The 26,185-nt window shown below is 72.3% G+C and carries 21 protein-coding genes and 1 riboswitch; of the genes, 13 read left to right on the forward strand and 8 right to left on the reverse strand.

Annotation, left to right across the window (positions count from 1 at the left end; translation table 11 throughout):
* Nucleotides 1-40 precede the first annotated feature (40 nt).
* Together ACGFML_RS01295 and ACGFML_RS01300 are read left to right on the forward strand one after the other, a co-directional pair.
* Nucleotides 41-1,696, forward strand: coding sequence for a succinic semialdehyde dehydrogenase (locus ACGFML_RS01295; RefSeq protein ID WP_393538678.1), 1,656 nt, complete (start codon nucleotides 41-43; stop codon nucleotides 1,694-1,696).
* 25 nt (nucleotides 1,697-1,721) lie between these two features.
* Entirely contained in the window at nucleotides 1,722-3,545 is a 1,824-nt protein-coding gene (locus ACGFML_RS01300; RefSeq protein ID WP_393538680.1) for a GMC family oxidoreductase N-terminal domain-containing protein, read from the forward strand.
* 821 nt (nucleotides 3,546-4,366) lie between these two features.
* On the opposite strand, the gene ACGFML_RS01305 is transcribed toward ACGFML_RS01300, so the two are convergent.
* The gene (locus tag ACGFML_RS01305; protein WP_393538682.1) at nucleotides 4,367-4,663 is read right to left on the reverse strand and encodes a chorismate mutase; all 297 of its coding nucleotides are present in this window, start codon (nucleotides 4,661-4,663) and stop codon (nucleotides 4,367-4,369) included.
* A gap of 245 nt (nucleotides 4,664-4,908) precedes the next feature.
* On the opposite strand from ACGFML_RS01305, the gene guaA reads away from it, so the two are divergent.
* Entirely contained in the window at nucleotides 4,909-6,492 is a 1,584-nt protein-coding gene (gene guaA / locus ACGFML_RS01310) for a glutamine-hydrolyzing GMP synthase (protein WP_393538685.1), read from the forward strand.
* Nucleotides 6,493-6,709: 217 nt separating this feature from the next.
* Nucleotides 6,710-7,594, forward strand: coding sequence for a 2-hydroxy-3-oxopropionate reductase (locus ACGFML_RS01315; RefSeq protein WP_393538687.1), 885 nt, complete (start codon nucleotides 6,710-6,712; stop codon nucleotides 7,592-7,594).
* 5 nt (nucleotides 7,595-7,599) lie between these two features.
* Here ACGFML_RS01315 and ACGFML_RS01320 read toward each other — a convergent pair whose 3' ends face one another.
* Nucleotides 7,600-8,064: an SRPBCC family protein gene (locus ACGFML_RS01320; protein WP_393538689.1), complete on the reverse strand. Its 465-nt coding sequence runs from the start codon at nucleotides 8,062-8,064 to the stop codon at nucleotides 7,600-7,602.
* A gap of 131 nt (nucleotides 8,065-8,195) precedes the next feature.
* Between ACGFML_RS01320 and ACGFML_RS01325 the strand changes: the two genes are divergently transcribed.
* Complete coding sequence (locus ACGFML_RS01325; RefSeq protein WP_393538691.1) at nucleotides 8,196-9,011, forward strand: class II aldolase/adducin family protein; 816 nt, start codon at nucleotides 8,196-8,198, stop codon at nucleotides 9,009-9,011.
* A gap of 77 nt (nucleotides 9,012-9,088) precedes the next feature.
* Here the strand turns inward: ACGFML_RS01325 and ACGFML_RS01330 are convergent, their stop codons facing one another.
* Together ACGFML_RS01330 and ACGFML_RS01335 are read right to left on the reverse strand one after the other, a co-directional pair.
* Nucleotides 9,089-9,847 (reverse strand): hypothetical protein, encoded by a 759-nt coding sequence (locus ACGFML_RS01330; protein WP_393538693.1) that lies wholly within the window; start codon nucleotides 9,845-9,847, stop codon nucleotides 9,089-9,091.
* 9 nt (nucleotides 9,848-9,856) lie between these two features.
* The gene (locus ACGFML_RS01335) at nucleotides 9,857-10,567 is read right to left on the reverse strand and encodes a hypothetical protein (RefSeq protein WP_393538695.1); all 711 of its coding nucleotides are present in this window, start codon (nucleotides 10,565-10,567) and stop codon (nucleotides 9,857-9,859) included.
* A gap of 296 nt (nucleotides 10,568-10,863) precedes the next feature.
* On the opposite strand from ACGFML_RS01335, the gene ACGFML_RS01340 reads away from it, so the two are divergent.
* Both ACGFML_RS01340 and ACGFML_RS01345 read left to right on the forward strand, forming a co-directional pair.
* The gene (locus ACGFML_RS01340; protein ID WP_393538697.1) at nucleotides 10,864-12,144 is read left to right on the forward strand and encodes a hypothetical protein; all 1,281 of its coding nucleotides are present in this window, start codon (nucleotides 10,864-10,866) and stop codon (nucleotides 12,142-12,144) included.
* A 193-nt stretch (nucleotides 12,145-12,337) separates the two neighbouring features.
* Nucleotides 12,338-12,883, forward strand: a complete 546-nt coding sequence (locus ACGFML_RS01345) for a DoxX family protein (protein WP_393538698.1) — start codon at nucleotides 12,338-12,340, stop codon at nucleotides 12,881-12,883.
* Nucleotides 12,884-12,986: 103 nt separating this feature from the next.
* Here the strand turns inward: ACGFML_RS01345 and ACGFML_RS01350 are convergent, their stop codons facing one another.
* Nucleotides 12,987-13,193 carry a hypothetical protein gene (locus ACGFML_RS01350; RefSeq protein WP_393538700.1) on the reverse strand — a complete coding sequence of 69 codons (207 nt, stop codon included), beginning with the start codon at nucleotides 13,191-13,193 and terminating at the stop codon, nucleotides 12,987-12,989.
* Entirely contained in the window at nucleotides 13,190-14,572 is a 1,383-nt protein-coding gene (locus ACGFML_RS01355) for a PspC domain-containing protein (RefSeq protein WP_393538702.1), read from the reverse strand. Before ACGFML_RS01355 ends, ACGFML_RS01350 begins: the two co-directional genes overlap by 4 nt.
* A gap of 313 nt (nucleotides 14,573-14,885) precedes the next feature.
* On the opposite strand from ACGFML_RS01355, the gene ACGFML_RS01360 reads away from it, so the two are divergent.
* From ACGFML_RS01360 to ACGFML_RS01375, 4 genes are all read left to right on the forward strand, one after another.
* Nucleotides 14,886-16,538: a serine/threonine-protein kinase gene (locus ACGFML_RS01360; protein ID WP_393538704.1), complete on the forward strand. Its 1,653-nt coding sequence runs from the start codon at nucleotides 14,886-14,888 to the stop codon at nucleotides 16,536-16,538.
* A gap of 210 nt (nucleotides 16,539-16,748) precedes the next feature.
* Nucleotides 16,749-18,029 carry a PspC domain-containing protein gene (locus ACGFML_RS01365; RefSeq protein WP_393538706.1) on the forward strand — a complete coding sequence of 427 codons (1,281 nt, stop codon included), beginning with the start codon at nucleotides 16,749-16,751 and terminating at the stop codon, nucleotides 18,027-18,029.
* 147 nt (nucleotides 18,030-18,176) lie between these two features.
* Nucleotides 18,177-18,920 carry a LuxR C-terminal-related transcriptional regulator gene (locus tag ACGFML_RS01370; protein WP_393538708.1) on the forward strand — a complete coding sequence of 248 codons (744 nt, stop codon included), beginning with the start codon at nucleotides 18,177-18,179 and terminating at the stop codon, nucleotides 18,918-18,920.
* A gap of 245 nt (nucleotides 18,921-19,165) precedes the next feature.
* Nucleotides 19,166-20,290 carry an alpha/beta hydrolase gene (locus ACGFML_RS01375; RefSeq protein ID WP_393538710.1) on the forward strand — a complete coding sequence of 375 codons (1,125 nt, stop codon included), beginning with the start codon at nucleotides 19,166-19,168 and terminating at the stop codon, nucleotides 20,288-20,290.
* Between the two features lie 48 nt (nucleotides 20,291-20,338).
* On the opposite strand, the gene ACGFML_RS01380 is transcribed toward ACGFML_RS01375, so the two are convergent.
* Nucleotides 20,339-21,370 (reverse strand): NlpC/P60 family protein, encoded by a 1,032-nt coding sequence (locus ACGFML_RS01380; protein ID WP_393538712.1) that lies wholly within the window; start codon nucleotides 21,368-21,370, stop codon nucleotides 20,339-20,341.
* A gap of 231 nt (nucleotides 21,371-21,601) precedes the next feature.
* On the opposite strand from ACGFML_RS01380, the gene ACGFML_RS01385 reads away from it, so the two are divergent.
* Nucleotides 21,602-21,955 carry a hypothetical protein gene (locus ACGFML_RS01385; RefSeq protein WP_393538714.1) on the forward strand — a complete coding sequence of 118 codons (354 nt, stop codon included), beginning with the start codon at nucleotides 21,602-21,604 and terminating at the stop codon, nucleotides 21,953-21,955.
* Nucleotides 21,956-22,078: 123 nt separating this feature from the next.
* Here ACGFML_RS01385 and ACGFML_RS01390 read toward each other — a convergent pair whose 3' ends face one another.
* Nucleotides 22,079-23,230 carry an NlpC/P60 family protein gene (locus ACGFML_RS01390; protein WP_393538716.1) on the reverse strand — a complete coding sequence of 384 codons (1,152 nt, stop codon included), beginning with the start codon at nucleotides 23,228-23,230 and terminating at the stop codon, nucleotides 22,079-22,081.
* Nucleotides 23,231-23,237: 7 nt separating this feature from the next.
* A riboswitch (cyclic di-AMP (ydaO/yuaA leader) is annotated at nucleotides 23,238-23,422 on the reverse strand.
* Nucleotides 23,423-23,630: 208 nt separating this feature from the next.
* On the opposite strand from ACGFML_RS01390, the gene pcrA reads away from it, so the two are divergent.
* Nucleotides 23,631-26,105: a DNA helicase PcrA gene (gene pcrA, locus ACGFML_RS01395; protein WP_393538718.1), complete on the forward strand. Its 2,475-nt coding sequence runs from the start codon at nucleotides 23,631-23,633 to the stop codon at nucleotides 26,103-26,105.
* The last annotated feature ends 80 nt before the right edge of the window (nucleotides 26,106-26,185 follow it).

The following is a 26,185-nucleotide window of genomic DNA, read 5'->3' on the forward strand; positions in this document are numbered from 1 at the left end:
CGGGTACACAAAGTGCCCCGGGAGGAATACGCTCGCCCGCATGACGGACTCGCAGGACACCAAGGACGCCCTCCAGGACACCGCGGCAGCGCCCGCCGAGGGGGCCGGGAGTGCCGGGAACCCCGTGGCGTCCGCCGCCGCCGGCACCCGTACCGCCGCCGACGTGGTCACTCCCGAGGTGGTCGCCCGCCTGACCCGTGGCGTGGTCGGCAGCGGCCGGACCGCCAACCACACGCCGTTCACCGGCGAGAAGCTCGCGGACCTGCCCGAGTCCACCCCCGAGGACGTCGCCGCCGCCTTCGAGCGCGCCCGCGCCGCCCAGGAGAGCTGGGCGCGGGTCCCGGTCAAGCGGCGCGCCGCCGTCCTGATCCGCTTCCACGACCTCGTCCTCCAGCGCCAGGCCGAGGTCCTCGACCTCATCCAGCTGGAGACCGGCAAGGCCCGGCTGCACGCCCACGAAGAGGTGCAGGCGGTGGCCGTCGCCGCCCGCCACTACGGCCGCAAGGCGTCCTCGTACCTGAGGCCCAAGGGACACACCGGCGTCGTGCCGACCCTGACCAAGGTCACCGAACTCCGCCAGCCCCGAGGCGTGGTGGGCCAGATAGCCCCCTGGAACTACCCCTTCGAACTCTCCGTCGGCGACGCCCTGCCGGCCTTCGTCGCGGGCAACGCCGTCGTCATGAAGCCCGACACGGAGACCGCGCTGACCGCACTGTGGGCGCGCGAGCAGCTCATCGAGGCCGGGCTGCCGCCGGAGGTGTGGCAGGTCGTCATCGGTGACGGCCCGGTCGTCGGCCCCGAGGTCGTCAAGCACGCCGACTATGTCTCCTTCACCGGCTCCACCCGCACCGGCCGCGAGGTCGCCCAGGGCGCCGCGGCCCGCCTGGTCGGCTGCTCGCTCGAACTCGGCGGCAAGAACGCCATGCTGGTGCTGCACGACGCGGATGTGGAGAAGGCCGCCTCCGGTGCGGTCCGCGGCTGCTTCTCCTCCGCGGGCCAGCTGTGCATCTCCATCGAGCGGCTGTACGTCCACGAGTCCCTCGCCGACGACTTCCTCCAGCGCTTCGCCGCCCGCACGAAGGCCATGCGGCTGGGCAACGCCCTCGCCTACGGCGCCGACATGGGCTCCCTGGTGGGCGAGCGGCAGCTGGAGACCGTCACCCGGCACGTCGAGGAGGCCGTCGCCAAGGGCGCCAAGCTCGTCGCCGGCGGCCGCCCGCGTCCCGACATCGGCCCCCTCTTCTACGAGCCGACCATCCTGGACGGCGTCGAGGCCCCGATGGCCGTCTGCGGCGAGGAGACCTTCGGCCCGGTCGTGTCCATCTATCGCTTCAGCGACGAGGACGAGGCGGTCGCGCTCGCCAACGCCACGCCCTACGGCCTGAATTCCAGCGTCTGGACCAAGGACGGCCGCCGCGGTCGTGCGGTCGCCGCCAAGCTGCGCACCGGCACGGTCAACGTCAACGAGTCCTACGCCGCGGGCTACGGCAGCGTGCAGTCCCCGATGGGCGGCATGGGCGACTCCGGGCTCGGCCGCCGGCACGGCTCCGAGGGCATCCTCAAGTACACCGAGGCACAGACCGTCGCCCACCAGCGGATCATGCCCCTCGCCCCGTCCTTCGGGATGAACGACGAGAAGTACGCGCAGTTCATGACCCGCAGCCTGCGCGCGATGAAGGCGTTCCGACTCCGGTAACACCACAAAAGACCAGGGAGAGCCAGTGCCCCAGGAGAACTCTGCCCAAAACCAGGACCCGGAGACGGACGAGGGCTACGACTACGACGTGCTCGTCGTCGGCTCCGGCTTCGGCGGGTCCGTCTCCGCGCTCCGCCTGACCGAGAAGGGCTACCGCGTCGGCGTCCTCGAGGCGGGCCGGCGCTTCACCCGCGAGACCCTGCCGAAGAACTCCTGGGACCTCCGCAACTACCTGTGGGCCCCGGCCCTCGGCTGCTACGGCATCCAGCGCGTCCACCTGCTGGGCAAGGTGATGGTGCTGGCCGGCGCGGGCGTCGGCGGCGGCTCCCTCAACTACGCCAACACCCTCTACGTACCGCCCCAGCAGTTCTTCGACGACCAGCAATGGGGTCACATCACCGACTGGCAGGAGGAGCTGAAGCCGTACTACGAGCAGGCCAAGCGGATGCTCGGCGTGCGGCTCAACCCGACGATGACCCCGTCCGACGTCCATCTCAAGGCCACGGCCGAGAAGATGGGCGTGGGGGAGTCGTTCCACATGGCGCCCGTCGGGGTCTTCTTCGGGGACGGCGAGGACGCCGGCGGCGGCGCCGGGGCGGCGCCGGGCGAGGAGGTGCCGGACCCGTACTTCGGCGGCAAGGGCCCCGCCCGCCGGGCCTGCACACAGTGCGGGGAGTGCATGACCGGGTGCCGGCACGGCGCCAAGAACACCCTCAACGAGAACTATCTCCACCTGGCGGAACGGGCCGGCGCGGTCATCCACCCGATGACCTCCGTCGTCACCGTCACCGAGGACGCGCGCGGCGGCTTCGCCGTCGCCACCCTGCCCACCGACAACAAGCGCAAGGGCAACGGCCGCACCTTCACCGCCCGCCGGGTCGTGATCGCCGCCGGCACGTACGGCACCCAGACCCTGCTGCACAAGATGAAGGACAGTGGGCTGCTGCCCGGCATCTCCGCCCGGCTCGGCGAGCTGACCCGCACCAACTCCGAGGCCCTGGTGGGCGCGCAGACCGACAACCGCCGCTACCGCAAGGCGCACGGCGAGCCCCGGGTCGACTTCACCCGAGGGGTGGCCATCACCTCCTCGATCCACCCCGACGCCCACACCCATATCGAGCCGGTCCGTTACGGCAGGGGCTCCAACGCGATGGGCAGCCTCACCATCCTCCAGGTGCCCCTCAGCAAGCGCGTCCCCAGGGCCGTGGGCTGGCTGGGCAACGCCGCCCGCCACCCGCTGCTCATGCTCCGCTCGCTCTCCAACCGCCGCTGGTCCGAGCGGACCATCATCGGCCTGGTGATGCAGTCGCTGGACAACTCCCTGACGACGTACCGCAAAACGGGCGGCGTCGGAAAGGGCCTGCTCACCGCGCGCCAGGGCCACGGTGCGCCGAACCCCGACCAGATCCCCGAGGCGACCGAGGCGGCCACCCTCCTCGCGCAGGAGATCAACGGCTTCGCGGGCAGCAACGTCGGCGAGCTGATGGGGACGCCGCTGACCGCGCACTTCCTGGGCGGCTGCCCGATCGGCGAAGACTCGGACCACGGCGTCATCGACCCCTACCACCGGCTGTACGGCCACCCAGGCATCTCGGTGGTGGACGGCGCCGCGGTCTCCGCCAACCTGGGAGTCAACCCGTCCCTGACGATCACGGCGCAGGCCGAGCGCGCGATGTCCCTGTGGCCGAACAAGGGCGAGGCGGACCCTCGCCCCGCACCCGGCCGCGCCTACGAGCGGCTGACGCCGGTCGCGCCCGTCAGCCCGGCCGTCCCGGAGAAGGCGTTCGGCGCCCTCGATCTGCCGTTCCTGGCGGTCCCTCCGGTGCCGCCGAAGAAGCCGGCGGGCTGACGACGAGGGGCCGCACCACCGGGTGCGGCCCCTCGTCGCCGTGCGCGCACAGGTGCATGACCAGCCATGGCCGAAAAAGGGGTGCCCGCGCAGCCGGCACGCCGCAGTGATGCCGGTCACAGCTGCACAGGCTGCACACAGGCGCCACACAGGGGCCGCGGGGCCGGCTCACGGACAGTGCACGGGCGCCGCACGGATCGGGCACAGCGAAGGGCCCCGAGACGCCATCCGCGAGGGGGGTGCGGACGGCCACGGGGCCCTTGGCTTTCGGTGCCGGCGTCAGGGCAGCGCCGGCACCGACGGGCGGCGCTGGGGGGGGGGTAGCGCCGCTGGCTATGGGGTGGTGCGTGATGGTGCGGGTTCGCGCGCCGGCGGCTCCATGGCGATCCGGGGTCCGCCGGGCGCGGAAAGTGCTTCGTCGAGCATCGTGGTGGATGCGCCTCACCTGGCGCAACCGTTTCGACCGGATGCGGTCGGTCCCGGGCGTCCCCAGGACCGACCACCCCATCGGATGTGACCGGGCTGCTGTCCCCTGCTGACCGGCCACGGCACCGGAACGAGGTCCCACGACACGGGCCGCTGCAAGCGGCCGGCGTCTCATCGCTCCGGCATTCCGCCCGTGGGGCGGCGTCTACGCGTAGTCCTGCAGGCCGCGCCTGGCTGGCGTGGCACCGGGAACAACGAAGCCTCTCGGCGGCCGGTCACGCGCCGTACGGGTGAGTCGGCAACCGAACTCAGATGCGGCCGCTGCGCCGGGCGCGGACCCTGCCGTCACACGCCCGCACCGCGCACCCCGGACGCCGATCGGATCCGGCCATGCCTCAGATCTGTCCCCGCGACAGCTCCAGCAGGGTCATCGCCAGCGCGGTGCCCGGCTTGCCGAGCTGGGCGCGGTAGTGCGCCAGGATCTCCATCTCCCGGGAGAGGTTCACCCGGCGGCCGCCGGAGGTGATGCGCTCGCGCTGGATGACGGCGGAGACGGCCATCCGTTCCTGGACGAGGCCGATGATCCGGCCGTCGAGATCATCGATCCGGCTGCGCGCATCGGTGATCAGCCCGGCCGCCGCGGGGGTGTGGGCGCCGGTGTCGGGGGCGGCGGTCGCGGTCTCGGTGCTCATATCCGTATCTCCTGGGGTGCGGGCCCCGGAGCCGACGTGGTCCCGAAACGCAGACGCCCCGGGCCTTGTCGGCCCGGGGCGCCTGGGAAGTCGCTTGTCAGTGGATCAAGCAGCACGACCATGGCAGCCGGACGGGCCGGTGCCATAGGTAAAGACGAAGGTCATCTGCTTGTTCACGGGCCCAAGTATGAGCCCGTTAGAATCGAAAGTCCAACCCCTCGTTCCACCGCCGGAAGGCCGCCGAAGTGTCATCAGGACCCCCTGCCGCCGCCCCGGACGTCGTCCTCGTAGTCGACTTCGGAGCGCAGTACGCCCAGCTCATCGCCCGCCGCGTCCGCGAGGCCAGGGTCTACAGCGAGATCGTGCCGTCCACCATGCCGGTGGCCGAGATGCTCGCCAAGAACCCGAAGGCGATCATCCTCTCCGGTGGCCCCTCGTCGGTCTACGCCGAAAACGCCCCCAGCCTGGACCGCGCGCTGTTCGAGGCCGGTGTCCCGGTCTTCGGCATGTGCTACGGCTTCCAGCTGATGGCCACCACCCTCGGCGGCACGGTCGACAACACCGGTGCCCGTGAGTACGGCCGGACCGCGCTGACGGTCTCCAGGCCCGCCTCGACCCTCTTCGAGGGCACCCCGGCCGAGCAGTCCGTGTGGATGTCGCACGGTGACGCCTGCTCCGCCGCCCCCGAGGGCTTCGCGGTCACCGCGTCCACGGACGTGGTCCCGGTCGCCGCCTTCGAGAACGACGAGAAGAAGCTGTACGGCGTCCAGTACCACCCCGAGGTGCTGCACTCCACGCACGGCCAGCAGGTGCTGGAGCACTTCCTCTACCGCGGCGCGGGCATCGAGCCGAACTGGACCACCACCAGCGTGGTCGAGGAGCAGGTCGCCGCGATCCGCGAGCAGGTCGGCGGCAAGCGGGCGATCTGCGGGCTGTCCGGCGGCGTGGACTCCGCGGTGGCCGCCGCCCTCGTGCAGAAGGCCATCGGCGACCAGCTGACCTGTGTCTACGTCGACCACGGGCTGATGCGCAAGGGCGAGTCCGAGCAGGTCGAGAAGGACTTCGTGGCCGCCACCGGCGTCCAGTTGAAGGTCGTCGACGCGCAGGAGCGGTTCCTGAACGCGCTGGCCGGGGTGTCCGACCCCGAGGCCAAGCGGAAGATCATCGGCCGCGAGTTCATCCGCGTCTTCGAGCAGGCCCAGGCCGAGATCGTGGCCGAGGCCCCGAACGACCACCCCGTCGCGTTCCTGGTCCAGGGCACGCTCTACCCGGACATCGTCGAGTCCGGTGGCGGCACGGGCACGGCCAACATCAAGTCGCACCACAACGTCGGCGGCCTGCCCGACGACATCGAGTTCGAGCTCGTCGAGCCGCTGCGCCAGCTGTTCAAGGACGAGGTCCGGATGGTCGGCTCCGAACTCGGCCTGCCGGACGAGATCGTCCACCGCCAGCCGTTCCCCGGCCCCGGCCTGGGCATCCGTATCGTCGGCGAGGTCACCAGGGAGCGCCTGGACCTGCTGCGCGAGGCCGACGCCATCGCCCGCGAGGAGCTCACCGCGGCCGGGCTGGACCGCGAGATCTGGCAGTGCCCCGTGGTGCTGCTCGCCGACGTCCGCTCGGTGGGCGTCCAGGGCGACGGCCGCACCTACGGTCACCCCATCGTGCTCCGCCCGGTCTCCTCCGAGGACGCGATGACGGCGGACTGGACGCGGATGCCGTACGACGTCCTGGGCCGTATCTCGACGCGTATCACCAACGAGGTCGCCGATGTGAACCGCGTGGTGCTGGACGTGACCAGCAAGCCGCCGGGGACGATCGAGTGGGAGTGAGCATCGCCTCCCGCTGAGCCGACGGCCGCGCCGCCGCCCCTGTCACCGGGGGCGGCGGCGCGGCCGTTTCGGCGCGGTGTCCCGGTCGCGGCCGGCCGCTTGCCGGGGCCGCCGCCGGTGAGCTGCGACGGTTGACCTGCCATGCCGAACCGCACATCATGGATTCCGGATAGCGATATAGAAATTCCGTGTTGTGAAAGTAAGTGGGTGTGGCGCAATGAGCACCATCGGTTTCATCGGCCTCGGCATCATGGGCAGCCCCATGGCGGTCAACCTCGCCAGGGCCGGGCACACCGTGCTCGGCTGGAACCGTAGCCCCGGGCGGGCGGAAGCGCTGGTCGCGGCCGGCGGCAAGGAGGCGGCGTCCCTCGCGGACGCGGTGCGGGACGCGGATGTCGTCATCACCATGGTCCCGGCGTCGCCGCAGGTCGAGGCCGTCGCCTACGGCCCCGACGGGATCCTGGCGAACGCCCGGTCGGGCGCCCTCCTGATCGACCACTCCTCCATCACCCCGCAGACCTCCGTCGACCTGGCCGCGGCCGCCGCGGACAAGGGGATCCGGGTGCTGGACGCCCCCGTGTCGGGCGGTGAGGCGGGCGCCGTCGAAGGAGTGCTGTCGATCATGGTCGGCGGCGAGCGGGCGGACTTCGACGCCGCACGCCCGGTCTTCGAGGCCGTCGGCAAGACCGTCGTGCACTGCGGCCCGCACGGGGCCGGACAGACCGTCAAGGCCGCCAACCAGCTGATCGTCGCCGTCAACCTCCAGGCCGTCGCGGAGGCCGTCGTCTTCCTGGAGAAGTCCGGCGTCGACCTCGCCGCGGCGCTGGAGGTCCTGGGCGGCGGCCTCGCCGGATCCGCCGTGCTCGCCCGCAAGAAGGACGGCCTCCTCGCCCGCGACTTCACCCCCGGCTTCAAGCTGGAACTGCACCACAAGGACATGGGCATCGTCACCGACGCCGCCCGCACGGTCGGCGCCCCGCTCCCGGTCGGCGCCGCTGCGGCCCAGCTCATCGCCTCCGCCGTGGCCCGCGGCGACGGCGCCCTCGACCACTCGGCGCTGCTGCGCGGCGTGGAGCTGCTGAGCGGCTACGCCCCGGAGTAACGCACTCAGGCCCGGACCGCGGCGTCCAGACGCTCCAGCGTCGCCGCCATCGCCGGGGCCATCCGCTTCGGATAGCCGGGGAGTTCGACGACCAGCCGTGGGAGGCGGGCGCGGGACCAGTCGTAGGTGTGCGTGACCCGGGTGGTGCCCGCGCCGTCGCCGGCGGTCAGTTCGTAACGCCACCGCTGGCCGCCGACGAACCGCCGCCCCCGGAACTCGCCCCACGTCTCCCAGGCGATCAGCCGGTCCTGCTCGTACTCCACCACGACATTCACCGAGCGGTACGCGATCCGCCCCTGCCGCATCCCCATGCTGAACCGGTCGCCGGGGCCCAGCGGCGACGGGCCGTCCGGCCGGCCGCGCAGCATCCCCGAGCCGTCCAGCTCGGCGTGCCGGGCGGGGTTCCGCAGCACCGCGAAGAGCTGCTGCGGGGTGGCGGCGATGTCCCTGCCGACCGCTATGGACCTCATGGCGTGCTCCTTCGATGCCGGGCGTTCGTCGAGGGTGCCGGGCGGCCATCATGCAGCTCCGGGCAGGGAAGCCCGGCACGGCCCTGGCCCTCTGTCGTACCGGAGGGTAGCTTCCGATCGAGGGGAGCACTGTGAGCCGTACGCGCAGGAGGAGAGCCGCGATGCCCGAACCGACGCCCATACCCACCGAGCTGCTGCAGTTCGCCATGCCGCCGACGCACGAGACCACCGACGGCGAGCGGCGATACCGCAAGGAGCGTCTGGTCGCGGCGCTGCGCCTGTTCGGTCGGTTCGGTTTCGAGGAGGGCGTGGCGGGCCACATCACCGCCCGCGACCCGGAGTTCACCGACTGCTTCTGGGTCAACCCCTTCGGGATGTCCTTCCAGCACATCACCGTGAGCGATCTGATCCTGGTCAACCACGACGGCAAGGTCGTCGAGGGCCGCCACCACGTCAACCAGGCCGCGTTCGCGATCCATTCGCAGGTCCACCGGGCGCGCCCGGAGGTGGTCGCCGCGGCCCACAGCCACTCCACCTACGGCCGGGCGCTGTCGTCGTTGGGCGAGCTGCTGGAGCCCATCACCCAGGACGTCTGCGCCTTCTACGAGGACCACGCGCTCTTCGACGACTACACGGGCGTCGTCGTGGACGAGGAGGAAGGGCGTCGGATCGCGGCGGCGCTCGGCCCGCACAAGGCCGTGATCCTGCGGAACCATGGGCTGCTGACGGTCGGTGACTCGGTGGACGCGGCGGCCTGGTGGTTCATCACGATGGAGCGGTCCTGTCAGGTCCAGCTGACCGCCAAGGCGGCCGGCAAACCCGTGCCGATCGACCACGCCAATGCCGTGCACACCCGCGAACAGCTCGGCAACGACCTGGTGGCGTGGATCAACTACCAGCCGCTGTACCAGCAGATCGCACGGAGCGAGCCGGACCTCTTCACCTGACGCCGCGCCGGACGGTGTGGGTGCCCTGCGGGCCGGGAGAGCGGCCCGCAGGGCACCGGATCAGGAGCGGAACCCGCTCACAGGTGCGGGAACAGGTCCACGAAGGCCCCGGAGCCGGCGGAGATGCCCCGGCTGAACGGCGCGTCGAAGTCCCACACCAGGAACAGCAGGAAGGCGATCAGCGCGCTGAAGAGCCCGGCCATCAGCAGTTCACGCGCCGAACGCCGGATCTGCAGGGTGAAGATGAGGCCGATGGTGACGGCGGCCCCGCCGATCAGCCCGAACCACACCACCCCCGGCAGCGTCGAACCGGCCGCGTCGGCACGGCTGTTGCGGGCGTCGTCGGCCACCCCGACCTGGTCGACGAGCGGCTGGTAGGACTGGCCCTCGTAGTCGTTGCGCGGGTGGTAGTCGATGACATCGGCACGGACCTTGGCCAACAGGTCCGCGCCGCGCCCGGTGACCTGTTGCTGCTCGGTCATCACCGGCCATTCCTTGTGGACGACATAGCTGACATAGGCGTCGACGTCGGCGCGGATCCGGGCGCGCTCCGGAGCCGGATAGGCCGCCGCCCGCACGGTGACCTCGTGCAGCGCCTGCGCCTCGGTCCGTACGGTGTCCTCGGCCGCGCTCCGGGCCTCCCAGACGCCGGCGATGGCCAGGCCCAGGACGATGGCGTAAACCACCCCCACCATCATCGTCATGTACTCGATGACATCGGGCGTTTCGGACGGATCGTCGTCGTCGCCGATCCGGCGTTGCTTGAGGACCGTGATGGCCAGGACGACGCCACAGGCAGCGGCCATGGCGATGGTCAGCACCAGCCATTGCGACATGGAAACCTCCTACGAGGAACGGCGCCCGGCGGAACCGGACGAGGAGCTCGAACGGGGACGGAGCGCGGCGCCGGCCAGCACGGCCGGGGCCGTGACCAGCAGTGTCCTGGTCACCATGGAGCGCCCGGCGCGGGGCTTGTGGGCGACCGGGGGACGGCTGTGCGCCAGGTGCACCCGGGGCGCCGGGGGCTTTTGCGGGGTGGCCTTCGGGGTGGGTGGGGTGGGCGGCTCGATGTGCCGGGGCGGCGGGGGCTTCGGCCGCGGGGTGGGCGGCGGAGGCGGGGGCGGCGTCGGCTTCGCGGGCGTGGCGATCCGCGGCCGGGGCGGCGGTGCCGGGGGGTGCGGACGGGGCGTCGGGGTGGCCGACGTACAGGGAAAGTGCCAGCCGTGCGGCATCGGGAACTCCGTCGGCACGTCGACGGGCGGGCTCGTCCCGGCGTAGGCGCAGTTGTCGCCGCTGGTGGCGGTGAGGGCGCTCTGGTGAACGGTGGCGCTGTGGTGAGGAGCGCCATGGTGCGCGGCGGGGCCGTGATGAGGGGCGCCGTGGTGCGTGGTGCTGTGGTGAGGCGCGCCGTGGTGAGGGGCGCCGTGGTCGGTGAGGCGGTTGTGAGCGGACGCTGAGGCGGCCGGGAGCGCCAGCGCGGCGATCCCGAAGGGCACGGTGAAGGCGGCGGCCGCCAGGCACGCCGCGATCCGGTGTGATCTCTCTATTTCCCACACGCCGGAGATCCTGCACAGACGGGGAGCCGCTCAGCCGCCGTACCCCGACGTTTCCCCCGAAGGTGGTAAGTGACGCATTGCCGGGCGTACTTGGCGTCGGGGTGCGTCCGCGGGGCGTCCCGTCGCCGCCGTGTCAACCTCGCGCGGGCCGCGCCACCCCGTGCGAGCTGGCCGGTTGGCGGGGCGGCCCATCATCTGAGGCACAATTCCCGTGCAGAAAAGACAAGTTGATGGCGAACGCGGTGCGCGCGGCGCAATCGGGGCCATCGCGACAAGGGTGCGGGGCGGTAGCGGACGTGTCGGTTGAGGCGGCGGGCAGGGCGGCCGGAACGGGCGAGCCGGAGGGCGGTGGCGCATGCCTGTGCGGTCGGTGTCCGCACGGCGCCCGCACGGGACATCGGCGGGCGGTCGCCGCGTTCATCGCGCTGCGCGACGACTTCGCCGCCGGCCGGGGCCTGCCGGCGGGTCTCGCGCACTCCGTCGGAGCCGCCCGGCAGTGGGTCTCCGACGAACTCGCCCTGTCCGCCCGGACACTGGCCGAGCGTTCCACCGCCGAAGGCGTCACCTGGCTGGCCGCCGTGCGGCGGCGCACCCTCCCGACGGTGTGGGCCGCGGTCGCGGCCCTGCTGCTGGGGCAGGCGCTGACCGCCGTCGGCGCAGGCTGGACCGCGGCGCGCACGGCGGGACTGATCGCGGCCGTCGCGCTCGCGCTCGCCCTGACGGCGGCGGCGCGGTGGCATGCCGCGCACGGCGGCGTGCTGGCCCCGCTCCTCGGGGAGGACGGGCGGCTGTCCACCTCGCGCGCGGTCGCGGCGGGATGGGTGGCCGCCGTGCTGTACGCGGTCGTGACGGCGGCCGTCCAACTGGCTTCTGCGGGACCCGGTGCGCGGCGCCGCCTCCTGGCCGGCCCGGCACTGCCCTCCTCCGGCCCGCTGCTCGCGGCGCTGTTCGTCGGCTGCGCGGTGGCGGTGTGCGCGCACGCCCTGGTGGCCGTCCGGGTCCGGGCGGGGCGGCTGCAGAAGATCCCCGCCGAACGGCCGCGCGCCGTCGACCTGCTGGCGGACGACGCGGGCCGCGGCAGCTTCCCCGATGTGCAGTACGTGCTGGTGAACGCGGCCGTGGTCGGGTACGCGCTGGTGTGTCTGGCCCGGCGCCCCGGTCAACTCCCGCACCTCCCCTGGGGGTTGGTGGTCCTGGTGCTGCTCTCCGGCGCCACGTACCTGGCCGGGAAGGCGGTGGCCGGCGGCCGTCCGGTCATCCTGTCGGTCGTCCGCTCGCGGGAGCTGGGCGATCTCGCCGCGCCGATCCGTACCGGCGACGACATCGAGATCCGCGGCACCGGCTTCGTCCCGCCGGGTGCCGGGACGCCGCACCGGCTGGCCCGCACCGTGGTGCGGATCGGGGCGGTGCACGTCCCGGTCCCCCTGGTTCCGGTGCCGGGCGGCTTCGCCAATCCGGCCGACGACGTGCTGACCGTGCCGGTGCCGGTCGATGTGGAACCGGGACGGGTGGAGGTCCGGGTGGTCACGGCGGCGGGTGTGGCGACCGACGGGTATCCCATCGACGTCCAGGAGTAGCCGGACGGCCCGCGGCCGGAGCACCGGCGAGCCCCTCCGTCGCCCGGCTGCCCAGCTGCCCGGCGTGCGGCCGACCGGTGGCCCGCCGGCATCGGATGGTTGAACTCGATACATATGTGAGTACGTACCTCCCCATGAGGCGCGGGCGCAGGCACAATCGTCTGCCCCGGGTGGCAACGGAGAGGCGGAGCTCATGGTGCACGCGAATCGGATGGCCGGTGGCGACTTGGCCGGGACGGGAGCCGGTGGCCCCGCCACCGGGATGCGGGCGACGCTCGCGCGCCATGCGCTGCTTCCCTTGCGCCTCTTCCTGGGCGCCACCTTCGTCTACGCCGGACTCGACAAGCTGCTGGACTCCGGGTTCCTGGCGGCCCGCGGTACGGGGTCGCTCGGCGCGCTGCTGAGTCAGGTCCACGACACGGCGGCGCTGCCGGTGCTCGTGGACCTGGCGCAGAAGAGCCCGGTCGGTTTCGGCTACGCCATCGCCGTCGGCGAGCTGGCGGTGGGCGTCGGAACGCTCGTCGGACTGCTGGGGAGGCTCGCGGCGTTCGGCGGCGCGCTGATATCGCTGACGCTCTGGCTCACGGTGAGCTGGGCGACCGAGCCGTACTACTACGGCAACGACCTCGCCTATCTGATGGCCTGGATCCCGCTGGTGATGGCGGGCGCGCCGAAGTTCTCCCTGGACGCGGCGCTGCGCAACCGGCGCCGCCGGCAGGGCGCCCAGCTGTTCGGCTGAGCCGGGCGGCCCGGAGCGGCGCCCACGACGCCGTGGGCCCGGCGGTGGAGTGCTCGGTGGTGGAGTGCCCGGCGGCGGTGACGGGCCCGGCGGTGGAGTGCCGTCAGGGCCTGGAGGAGAGATGGCGGCGGGCGGCGGCCCAGACGGCGGCGGTGACACCGGAGAGGGCCAGGCCCGCCGGGACGGCGAAGAGGAGCCAGGGGCCGGGGGCGCGCCAGACGCCGACGGCATCGAGGCCGTAGCCCGCCCCTACGGCGATCGCGCTGACGCCCGAGACCAGCCGGGCGGGCTCGAAGGGGTGACGCTTCATGACGCGGCTCCCTGAGGGGTGGTCGGGGCCACGGACGGGACGGCGGCCGGGGCGGCGCGGAGATCGACCTGGCCGGCGCCGACCCTGAGGTGGAGGACCAGCCTGCCGTGCGGCTTCTCGCCCTTCTTGAGGCCGGTGGCGGGCAGGGTGACCGTCCGCTGCCGACCGCCCGCCGAGATGTCCACATCGTCCGGGGCGTCGCCGGGCAGCTGGAGATCACCCATGCCGAGCGAGACATGGACGGTCGTGGTGACGCCTCGCGGCAGCGTCACCTGGAGTCGGCCGGCCCCGACCTCTGCGCTCGTGCGGACCGTACGGCCGTCCTTCACCGGGAGGCCGCCGAGGTCCAGCCGGCCGTCCCCGGAGCCGAGGGCGTAGTGCCGTTGGACGGCGGCGACGCTCGTGGGCGACCACGTGCGCCGCTGCCAGTCGGCGGTGATGGTGTCGGGGAGGACCGTGGCGCCCGCCAGCAGCAGGGCCGTCACCACGACCATGAACACCGTGCCGCCGCCCGTCCGGCCGAGCCAGGCGCTGAGCACCAGCCCCAGGCCGAAGACCACCAGCGCACAGCTCAGCCCCGCTTGCAGCGAGGGTGCGAGGGCGTCGTGCCGGGAGACCGCCAACGCCGTGCCGGCCCCGGCGAGCACCGCGAGCAGGAACGTCCAGCCGCCGATGGACCGCCCCGTGCGGTCCCGGCGGCGCGGGGCCCGGGCGGGGGAGGGCGGGGCCGGGCGGGGCCGGCCGTGCGTGAAGTCGTAGGTGATGTCGAGGCGCGCCGTGTCGGGGCCCCACAGGTAGTCCAGGCCGGCCGGGAACTCCTTGGAGCGCGGATCCCGCCACCACGACGGGCTGTTCGGCGCGGGCGGCGCCTGTGTCTCGGGCGGGGCGTCGGCTACCGCCTGGGCGGTCGCGGGGTCCACCGACTCCAGGCCCTCGGCCTGCGCCCTGCGGCGCTGGCGCGACCAGTACGCCGAACCGGCCACGGCCAGCGTCAGCATGATGGCGAACGACAGCACGCGGCCCTTGCCGAGGGTCGTCAGGAACAGCGCGCATCCCACCAGCGCGAACAGCAGGGCCGTCAGCGCGGAGCCCTCGACGCGGCCCGACAGCAGCCTGCGGCCTTCGTTCTCCTCCTCGCCGTCGAGCGGGACGATCAGCCAGGCGAAGCCATAGGCGATCAGGCCGACGCCGCCGGAGAGGGCGAGGACGGCCAGCACGATCCGGAAGATCACCGGATCGAGATCCCACTGCCGGCCCAGGCCGCCGCAGACCCCGGCCACGACCTTGTGCCGCCGGCTGCGGCGCAGCGGCGGATGCGGCGGGGCGGTGCCGGCGGGACCCGGGGGCGCCGACTCCTCGACGGGGTCTGCATCGTTCATGGACCCATGGTGACAAGCGCGACGGAGTCCCGGCATCAGTGGGAACCCTGGCAGATCCCTGAGATCGGCCCTGAGACGCGTCCGGTGACCGGCAGCTGACCCCGCGGCCGGTTCCGCCGTCCCAGCAGCGGATTCTCCGTCTCCCGGGTCGGTTCCGGCGTCGCGCGGTCGCAGGTCATATCCGGATTTTCCCCCGAGACCGCCCAGCGGCCTGAAATTGAAGGGCCGACGGGCGGTGGCCGGGGGCCGATAAGTCGATGCTGGAGACTATCGTTGCGTCCTGGATACGTACGGGTTTCCGGAGGGGCGTGCGGTGACGGACGAGGGGCGACTGGTCGTCGGGCGGTATCGCCTGGTCGAACGGATAGGCCAAGGCGGTATGGGCACCGTCTGGCGTGCCCGGGACGAAGTCCTCGGGCGCGAGGTCGCGGTCAAGCGTCTGCACGTGTCGCCGCAGCTGGAGGAAGAGGAACTCGCCACCCGCCACGAGCGCACCACCCGGGAGGCGCAGTCCGCCGCCCGCATCAACCACCCCAATGTGGTGGGGGTGCACGACGTCGTCGACGACGCCGGGCTGCCGTGCATCGTCATGGAGTACGTGCCGTCCTCGACGCTCGGCGACGCCATCAAGGAGGAGGCGCGGTCGGGGCGTTGCCTCACCCCGCGGGAGGCCGCACGCATCGGACGCGGCATGATCGCCGCGCTCCGGGCCGCGCACTCCGCCGGTGTGCTCCACCGCGACGTCAAACCGGGCAACGTGCTGCTCGGCAAGGACGGCCGCGTCGTGCTCACCGACTTCGGGATCGCCGTCGCCTCCGGGACCTCCACGCTCACCAAGACCGGCGAGCTGGTGGGCTCCATCGACTACTTGGCGCCCGAGCGGGTCAAGGGCGGCACCCCGGGGCCCGCGTCCGACCTGTGGGCGCTGGGGGCGACGCTCTATCAGGCCGTCGAGGGGCGGCCCCCGTTCCGTAAGAACACCGCGGTGGAGACGGCGTATTCCATTGCCATGGACCCGCTGGAGCCGCCGGGCAGTGCCGGGCCGCTGACCTCGCTGATCGAGGCGCTGCTCGCGAAGGAGCCGGAGGACCGGCCGACGGCTGAGGTCGTCGAGCAGGCGCTGCGCGCGGCGGAGGCGGATTCGACCACGACGCAGCTGCGCCGCAGCGCGCTGTACCCGAGCGACGCGACCACCACCAGCGGGAAGGTGACGTCGGGCGACGGGACGCGAGCGGCGACCCACCACGTGTCGTGGGCGCCCGCGACCACACCGGCCCCCGGCACGGCGGCCGTACCGGAGTCCCGCACCGAGGCCGTCGCCGTGCCCCGCACCGAAGGCCGCCGCCGCCACGCGGTGGCATGGGCCGTCCTCGGTGCCTTCGCCGCCATGGCCGTAGCGGGCGGTGCCCTCTACGCGACCGGCTATCTGGGCCCGTCGACGGACCAGGCGTCGGGGACCCAGAAACCCGAGCAGCCCAACACCGCCGGGACGCCGAATCCCAACTCGTCGCCGACCAAGCTGCCGCCCGTCCCGGACGGCTACCACCTGGTCACCGAGCGGGCGTTCGGCATCTCCGTTCCCGTCCCCGACGGGTGGACCCGCGAGTTCAAGGCGGCGGACAACGAGGTCAACTACATCGACCCCTCGAAGCTCGTCGCCCTGAAGATCAGCGTCCTGAGCTTCGCGAGCTCGGACAACGTCAAGCACTTCGAGCAGCTCGAATCGCAGGTGGGCCTGCCCGGCTACCACCGGATGCGGCTCCAGGACACCACCTTCCGGGGCGAGCCCGCGGCCATCTGGGAGTTCCGGTTCCAGGGCACCGCCCGTAAGTGGCGCGCCGTGGACCTCGGATTCGGGCGCGAGGGCGCCAAGGAATACGCGATCTACCTGTCCGCGCCCGCCGCCGACTGGCCGAAGTACGAGCCGGTGTTCAACGTGGCGCGGGACGGGTTCAGCTACAAGTAGCGCCACCGCGCCACCGCCCCACCGCGCCACCGCGTCACCGCCCCCTCGCCCCACCGTGCCGTGCGGCGTCCGCCCTTCGCCCGAGCGCTCGGGGCCCGCTCGGCACCCGCTCGGGGCCCGCTCGGGGCCCGTCCCCTGATGCCGAACTCCGGGAACGGTCAGGGTCGACCCTGATGTCCCGGGCCCGTGCGGCGTGTGAACATCGGACACATGACCACCGCGCCGCCCCGCGTCGAGCCGGACCACTCGCCGCCGCCGGACCCCGACGACCCGCCCCTGCGCAAGCTCTACCGCAGCGCCGACGGGAGGCTCCTCGGCGGCGTCGCCCGCGGGCTCGCGGGCCATCTGGGGCTGCCGGTCTCCTGGGTGCGGATCGTGTTCGTGGCGCTCTTCATGGCCGAGGGCATGGGCGCCCTGCTCTATGCCGCGTTCTGGTTCTTCGTGCCGCTCGGCGTCGGCGGGGTGGAGACCCCGCGCGCCCCGGCCGCCGACGACAAACGGCGGCTGCTGTCCCGCAGACCCGACAAGGGCCAGGTCGTCGCGCTGGTCGCGCTGCTGGCAGGCGCCTCCGTCGTCGCCTCCAGATTCCAGCTGGGCCGCGCCGACGGCTATCTCTGGCCGGTGCTGCTGATCGGCGCCGGCGTCGCCCTCGTGTGGCGGCAGGCCGACAACTCCCGCCGTGCCCAGTGGCTGGAGCTCGGCCGCCGCAAGGGCGTGCTGCCCGTGCTGCGCGGCGCGGCCGGAGTGGCGCTGGTCGGCGTCGGCGTGACCGGCATCGTCGTGCTCCAGGGCTCGGTGCGCCATCTCGGCTCCGTGCTCCAGGCCGCGCTCGCCGTCGTCGTCGGCATCGCGCTGCTGGCCGGCCCCTATCTCGTACGGATCACCCAGGACCTCTCCGAGGAACGGCTGATGCGGATCCGCGCCCAGGAGCGAGCCGAGGTCGCCGCCCACGTCCACGACTCCGTCCTGCACACCCTCACGCTGATTCAGCGCAGCGCCGACGACCCCCGGGAGGTGGCCCGGCTCGCCCGCGCCCAGGAGCGTGAGCTGCGGGCCTGGCTCTACAAGCCCGAGGGTCGGGGCAAGGAGGAGGACGAGGAACCGCAGACCCTGGCGGAGGCGGTGCGCCGGGCCGCCGCCGAGGTCGAGGACCACCACGGCGTTCCCATCGAGGTCGTGATCGTCGGAGACTGCCCGCTGGACGAGGCGCTCGGCGCCCAGATGCAGGCCGCACGCGAGGCGATGGTCAACGCCGCCAAGTACGGCGGCGAGGGCGGCGCGCAGGTGTACGCCGAGGTGGAGGGCCGCACGGTCTTCGTCTCGGTGCGCGACCGCGGCCCCGGCTTCGACCTGGACGCGGTCCCCGCCGACCGGATGGGCGTACGGGAATCCATCATCGGCAGGATGGAACGCCACGGCGGCACCGCCCGGCTGCGCGCCGCGCCGGAGGGCGGCACCGTCGTCGAGCTGGAGATGGAACGCACACAGTGAGCGGCCGGCCCCGTGCCGGAGGACCGGGCCCCGCGCCGGAGGACCGGGCCCGGTGGCGACACGGCGGGCCGGGACACGGGACCATGACGGTCAGGACGGGTCATGACAGGTCATGACGGATCAGACACCGAGGGACGGACGGACGACATGAGCAGCGACGACGCCCAGCAGGGCGGCGCGGATCAGGGCGGCGCAGAGCAGGCCGAGGCCGGCGGCGGAGCGGCCGGGAGCCGGACGGTACGGGTCGTGCTCGTGGACGACCACCGGATGTTCCGCACGGGCGTCCAGGCCGAGATCGGCGAGACCGAGCGCACCCGCGTCGAGGTGGTCGGCGAGGCCGCCGACGTCGACCAGGCGATCACGGTCATCACCGCCACCCGCCCCGAGGTCGTCCTCCTGGACGTCCACCTCCCCGGTGGCGGCGGCGTCGAGGTGCTGCGCCGCAGCGCCGCGATGATGGCCGACGCCGAGCGCCCGGTCCGCTTCCTCGCGCTCTCCGTCTCCGACGCCGCCGAGGACGTCATCGGCGTCATCCGCGGCGGCGCCCGCGGCTACGTCACGAAGACCATCACCGGCACGGACCTGGTCGACGCCGTCTTCCGGGTCGCCGACGGCGACGCGGTCTTCTCCCCGCGGCTGGCCGGCTTCGTCCTGGACGCCTTCGCTTCCACGGACGCCCCGCCCATCGACGAGGACATGGACCGCCTCACCCAGCGCGAGCGCGAGGTGCTGCGGCTGATCGCGCGCGGCTACGCGTACAAGGAGATCGCCAAGCAGCTGTTCATCTCGGTGAAGACCGTCGAATCGCATGTCTCGGCGGTGCTCCGCAAGCTCCAGCTGTCCAACCGGCACGAGCTGACGCGCTGGGCGGCGGCGCGGCGGCTGGTCTGAGCGGCGCCGTCGCACCGGGGCGGCGGCACCGGTGACGCCGGGGACGTGCCGTACGGAAGGGACCGCGTCCGGAAGCAGGAAGGAACGTGTCGCAAAGAGAGAGACGTGTCGTAAAGAACGGCAGAAGACGGGCAACCAGGACCACGCGAATCGCCATCTAAGGGCGCGGAGAGGCTCGTTGCCGAAGGCGGGGCCAGAACCACACCCCACGTCCTTCGCGTACATGTCCTGGAAGCGAGATCCCGATGAGCCTGACGGGCACGCCCTTCTTCCTCACCTCCCTCGCACTCGTCATCCTCGCCGTCGTCCTGCCGCTCGCCCTGTGGGGCCGCATACCGGGGCCACCCCTGATACGCGGCGCCGCCCGGCTGACGATGCTGCTGTTCGCCCAGATCACCGCCATCACCGTGGTGTTCGTCCTGGTCAACAACGCCAACAACCTCTACGACACCTGGGGCGATCTGCTCGGCACCGACAGCCATGTCCAGGCGGCCCAGGACCTCGGGCCGGACGGAATGGGCGGCCGGCAGATCAAGAACGAGCCCCGGCAGCTCCAACGCTTCCGCCCCGCGGAGGACCCCAGAATGGGCTCCGGCGTCCGGATGACCGACCTCACCGGCCGGATCTCCGGCGTCAGCGGAGAGGTCTACGTCTGGCTGCCCCCGCAGTACGACGACCCGGCGTACCGGAACAAGAAGTTCCCCGTGGTCGAGCTGCTGCCCGGCTACCCCGGTTCGGCGAAGGCCTGGTTCGGGTCGCTGAACGTCGGTGAGCAGCTCCGGCCGATGATGCAACGCGGCGAGATCAAGCCGTTCATCCTGGTGGCGCCGCGGACGAACATCCTCACCGGCGCCGACACCGGCTGCGTCAACCTCCCCGGCAAGGCCAACGCCGACAGCTGGCTGACCGTCGACGTACGGAAGATGGTCATCGACAACTTCCGGGCCGGCAGCGCCCCCGACTCCTGGTCGCTCGCGGGCTATTCGGCGGGTGCGCACTGCGCCGCCAAGCTCGCGCTGTCCCACCCGGACCGCTACCGCGCCGCCGTCGCCATGTCCGGCTACAACGACCCGGCGCTGGAGCCCGACTCCCTGGCCGGCAAGGATCCCGCGCTGCGCGTCGCGTCCAACCCCCTGCACATCCTGAAGGCCGCCAACACCGCCGGACGGCCGCCGCGTACCGCTCTGTACGTCTCGGGCGCGCCGGGCGACGGCTACCAGACGGGCCTCGCCCTGCGGCAGTTCGCGCAGCGGCCGACCACGGTGACCGTGCGGCCGATCGCGGCCGACGCGGGCGGCCACACCACGCCGGTGTGGCGCAACCAGGTGCCCGAGATCTTCCGTTGGCTGGGCGGCCAGGTCAGAGCCTGACCGCCCGGCGCCCGGCCCGCGCGGGCCGCGGCCTGTGCGGGTCGGGCCCTACGCGGGCCGGGTCGCCGCCGCGAACGGCATCTGGCCGAGGGGGGCGATACGCACCGGTGCCCCCGGGTGCGGGGCGTGGATCATCTTGCCGCCGCCGATGTAGAGGCCGACGTGGCTGATGCCGGAGTAGAAGAACACCAGGTCCCCCGGGGCGAGATGGGCCCTGTCGATCCGTGGCCCGGAGGCGATCTGGGTGTAGGTCGTACGGGGCAGCGAGACTCCGGCGGCCTTCCAGGCGGCCTGGGTCAGCCCCGAGCAGTCGAACGCGGAGGGGCCGGTGGCGCCCCAGACGTACGGCTTGCCGAGCGCCCCGTGGGCGAAGGACACGGCGCGGGCGGCACGGGAGCCGACGGGCGCCGACGGCGCGGGCGGTGCGGGCGGCGCGGCGGCCGGCTCGTCCTCCCGGGCCACCCGCCGCCGCTGCTCCGCGGTCAGCCGGTCGAGCAGGACCTCGGCGGAGTCCAGCTTCCGCACGATCGTGACGCGCTGCTGCCGCAGCACCCCCTCGGTGTGCTCCAGCCGCTCCGCGGCGGCCTCCGCGCGGTCGCGGACCTGCCGGACGCTGCCGAGCCGGCGTGCGTAACCGGCCACCGCGTTCGCCTGGTGACTGCCCGCGCGTTCCAGGACGGTGGCGCCGTCCAGATAGCGTTGCGGGTCGGTCGACATCATCAGCCGTACGGTCGGGGCCACGCCGCCCGAGCGGTACTGGCGCGCGGCCATCGCGCCCAGTTCGGCCTTGGCGGCGTTCAGCCTGCCGGTCCGGCGGGCGGCCTCGTCCTGGAGTGCGGCCAGCGCCGCGCGTGCGGCACCTGCCTGCTCCCTGGCGCCGTTGTAGTGCTGGGTGGCCACCTCTGCCTCCTGGTACAGCGCGTCGACCCGTCCCTTGACCTGGGCGGGGGTGGGGCGTGGGGCGGCCTGGCCGGTGCCGTCGAGGGCGGCGCACACCGCGCCCGCGAGGGCCAGGATGACGGCCGTACGGGCCACCGGGGGCTGCTTGGTCCTGCGGTGCGAGGCCACTGCGGCCGTCACTTCCTTCCGTACCGGCCGTGGGTCCCTCGGCCTTCTCGGGGAGGACGCTAAACGCGCACGTCACGGCGTGGCCGCCGGTTGCCCGGAACTGGTCGGATTCGATCATGAATGGCGGGGTGATGAGCGAGCCCCACCGCACCCGGTGCCGAGAGGGGCCCGCCGTGACCGAAGCCGCGATTACCGGCGCCCTGCCGGAAGGCGCGTGCTATGCGGCGGATACGATCCCGCACTATGGACGTAGTAACCAATATCTTCGTCGGCCTGCACATCATCGGCATCGCCTCCCTGCTGGGCGGCTTCCTGACCCAGATGAAGGCGATGAGTGCCGGGACCGCCCGCTTCGTGCCGGCCATGCTGCACGGCGCGCTGACGATGCTGGTCACCGGCATCGTGCTGGTCGGCCTGAACGAGGCCCAGGACCACACCCTCAACAACATCAAGATCGGCATCAAGATGGCCGTCCTGGTGGTGATCCTGGCGCTGGTCTACGTCAAGCGGGACGAGGAGAAGATCGCCAAGCCGCTCTTCGGCGCCGTCGGCGCGCTCACCGTGGCCAACATCTTCATCGCGGTGCTCTGGACCTGAGGCCCGGCGCCCGCAAAAGACGACTCACCGCGCGGCCGTCCCTGAGGGGACGACCGCGCGGTGGCGTGTGGGGGGTGGCCGTGGGGGGTGGCCTTCAGGGGGAGCGGGTCACGCCGGGGCGGGTCACGCCGGGCGGACGCTCCCGTAGATCGGCATGTAGTAGATCGACTCCTCCCGGACGTTGGCGCCCGGGTGCGGTGCGTGGATCATCTTGCCGTCGCCTATGTACATCCCGACGTGGCTGATGTCGTCGTAGAAGAACACCAGGTCACCGGGCTTGAGATCGCCGGTCGCCACCCGCTGGCCGACCTTGACCTGATCCCAGGTGGTGCGCGGCAGATCGACCCCGGCCGCCTTCCACGCGGCCCGGGTCAGTCCCGAGCAGTCGTAGGAGTTCGGGCCGGTGGCGCCCCAGACGTACGGCTTGCCCATCTGCGAGCGGGCGAAGGCAAGCGCCTTGTCGGCCTTGGTCGCGTACGAGCCGTCGTCGGCCGTCCCGCCACCGGTCTTCCCACCACCGGTCTGCCCGCCCGTCGAGCCGCCGTCGTCGTCGTGCTGCTGCCGCTCCTTCTCGGCCTGCTGCCGCGCCAGCTCCTCGGCCCGGCGCTTGGCCGCCGCCTCCTTCTTGCGCTCCAGCGCCGCCAGCCGCTCCTTCTCCTGCGCGGTCAGCCGGGAGAGCAGCTGCCGGGTCTCGGCCAGCTTGTTCTGGACGGAGCGCTTGGACTCCTTGAGCGATTCCTGCGAGGTCTGGAGCCGGTCCAGGCTCTCCGCGGCCTTCGCCCGTTGCCGGGCGGCGGCCGCCTGTTGGTCCTGGTAGTCGGTGACCGCCTGCTTCTGCCGACCGGTCAGCCGCTCCATCAGGTGCGTACGGTCGAAGAAGTCCTGCGGGTCCCGGGCGAGCATCAGCTGCGCCGTCGGGTTCATGCCGCCGGTGCGGTACTGCGCGGAGGCGAACGTGCCCAGCTCGCGCCGGGACTCGTTCATCTTCTCCGCGCGGTGGGCGGCGGCGTCCAGCAGGCCGTTGACGGTGGCACGCTGGCGGTCCGCGCCCTCCTTGGCGGCGTTGTACTTCTGGGTGGCCACCTCGGCCTGACGGTAGAGCCCGTCGACCTTCTGCTTGACCTCTTCGATGCTGGGCCTGGGCGCCCTGGGGGCGGCGTCGGCGGACTGCGAGAGCAGGGTGACCGATGCCAGGGCTGCGGTGGTGAGCCCGGCCGCCGTACGGCTTCCGGACGAGGTGAGGACGCGGGTGCGCGGCTTGCGATGCGACGCCAAGGCCGGCGACTCCTTCCGTGGACCGCCTACCGGGTTAGCTGTCGGGTTCGGGCGGTGTCGCTGACGGAAGGCTTGCCCTACGGTCGGTGCGTCCGCCGCTGGCGGCCGCACCGGTCGATTCACCCCGGTGGTGCTGGTGGGTCCCCGGCTCCGGGTGCCTGAGGGCAGGGCCGGACTCGGCGTGGGCAGCCCGTGCGGACACTGTCGTCCACGGGGAGGCGAGCTGCCCGAGCAGGCACGGTAGCCAACTCGTGTGGCTCCTGTGAAGGCTGATGTTCGATTTGCCCGAAACCTTTTCGTGACCTGAAAGCGATCTCACAGTTGCCGGGCCGGTCGTCCGGCATCGGATCGGGTGAGGTGGGGGCGGGCTGTCAGTGCGGCGGCCTAGACTCGGTGGGCGATGAGCAGCCTCTTTGACGACAGCTTCCTGGCGGACCTCGGCCCCAAGGGCGAAGAGCCCCCGCCGCCGCCCGAGGACGACCACGGCCCGGCCCCGGAGGAGATCCCCGCCGATCTCTTCGACGGGAAGTTCGACGCGCCCGCGCCGCGCGAGGCGTACTACCGCGACGGCGCCGCCCGCCCGGCCATCGACCCGGCGGCGCTCCTGGAGGGGCTCAACGACGAGCAGCGGGCCGCCGTGGTGCACACCGGCGGCCCGCTGCTGATCGTCGCCGGCGCCGGCTCCGGCAAGACCCGGGTGCTCACCCACCGCATCGCCCACCTGCTGGCCGAGCGGCACGTCCACCCCGGCCAGATACTCGCGATCACCTTCACCAACAAGGCCGCCGGCGAGATGAAGGAGCGCGTCGAGGAGCTGGTCGGCCCGCGCGCCAACGCCATGTGGGTCTCCACCTTCCACAGCGCCTGCGTACGCATCCTGCGCCGCGAGTCCAAGAAGCTCGGCTTCACCTCCTCCTTCTCGATCTACGACGCCGCCGACTCCAAGCGCCTGATGGCCCTGGTCTGCCGCGATCTGGATCTGGACCCCAAGCGCTTCCCGCCCAAGTCCTTCAGCGCCAAGATCTCCAACCTCAAGAACGAGCTCATCGACGAGGAGACCTTCGCCGGGACGGCCGCCGACGGTTTCGAGAAGACGCTGGCCGAGGCGTATGCGATGTACCAGTCGCGGCTGCGCGAGGCCAACGCCCTGGACTTCGACGACATCATCATGACGACCGTCAACCTCCTCCAGGCGTTCCCGGACGTCGCCGAGCACTACCGCCGCCGCTTCCGGCACGTCCTCGTCGACGAGTACCAGGACACCAACCACGCCCAGTACACCCTCGTGCGCGAACTGGTCGGCCCCGGCACGGCCGAGATGCCCGCCGCCGAGCTGTGCGTCGTCGGCGACGCCGACCAGTCGATCTACGCCTTCCGCGGCGCCACGATCCGCAACATCCTCCAGTTCGAGGAGGACTACCCGGACGCGACCACGATCCTCCTGGAGCAGAACTACCGCTCCAGCCAGACGATCCTCTCCGCCGCCAACGCCGTCATCGAGCGCAACGAGAACCGCCGCCCCAAGAACCTCTGGACGGACGCCGGCGCCGGCCCCCGGATCACCGGCTATGTCGCGGACACCGAGCACGACGAGGCGCAGTTCGTCGCCGACGAGATCGACCGGCTGACGGACGCGGGCGACGCCAAGGCCGGCGACGTCGCCGTCTTCTACCGCACCAACGCCCAGTCCCGTGTCTTCGAAGAGATCTTCATCCGGGTCGGGCTCCCGTACAAGGTCGTCGGCGGCGTGCGCTTCTACGAGCGCAAGGAGGTCCGCGACGTCCTCGCCTACCTGCGGGTCCTCGCCAACCCCGAGGACACCGTCCCGCTGCGCCGCATCCTCAACGTCCCCAAGCGCGGCATCGGTGACCGCGCCGAGGCGATGATCGACGCCCTTTCCTCCCGCGAGAAGATCACCTTCCCGCAGGCCCTGCGCCGGGTCGACGAGGCGTACGGCATGGCCGCCCGCTCGGCCAACGCCGTCAAACGCTTCAACGTCCTCATGGAGGAGCTGCGCACGATCGTCGAGTCCGGCGCCGGACCCGCCACCGTGCTGGAAGCCGTCCTGGAGCGCACCGGCTATCTCGCCGAGCTCCAGTCCTCCACCGACCCCCAGGACGAGACCCGGATCGAGAACCTCCAGGAACTCGCCTCGGTGGCCCTGGAGTTCGAGCAGGACCGCGGTGAGGAGAATCCGGGCACCCTCTCCGACTTCCTGGAACAGGTCGCGCTGGTAGCCGACTCCGACCAGATCCCCGACGAGGAGGAGGACGGCGCCGGCGTCATCACGCTGATGACCCTGCACACCGCCAAGGGCCTGGAATTCCCGACCGTCTTCCTCACCGGCCTGGAGGACGGCGTCTTCCCCCACATGCGCTCCCTGGGCCAGACCAAGGAGCTGGAGGAGGAGCGCCGACTCGCCTATGTCGGCATCACGCGCGCCCGCGAGCGGCTCTACGTCACCCGCTCCACGATGCGCAGCGCATGGGGCCAGCCCTCGTACAACCCGCCCTCCCGGTTCCTGGAGGAGATCCCGGAAAACTACGTCGAGTGGAAGCGGAGGGGGCCCGCGACGCCGTCCGCCTCGATGGGCGGGCTGTCGTCGCGCGGCGGCGGTGGCGGCCTCGGCGGGGGTATCGGGTCCACGCTGTCGTCGGCGCGCGCCAAGGGCCCGAGCGGCTTCGCGACGCGCCGCACCTCGGACCGCCAGGTGGTCTCGCTGACGGTCGGCGACCGCGTGACCCACGACAGTTTCGGGCTGGGCACCGTCGTCGGCGTCAAGGGCAGCGGTGACAACGCCGAGGCGACCATCGACTTCGGCGGCGAGAAGCCCAAGCGGCTGCTGCTGCGGTACGCGCCGGTGGAGAAGCTCTAGTACGTGTCCGCGAAGTAGGGGTACGGCGGGTTCTCCCGGCTCTCCAGGCCCTCCCGGCGGTACGGCCGCCGGGAGAGGGC

This window comes from Streptomyces sp. NPDC048650, assembly GCF_043199095.1.
GTDB lineage: Bacteria > Actinomycetota > Actinomycetes > Streptomycetales > Streptomycetaceae > Streptomyces.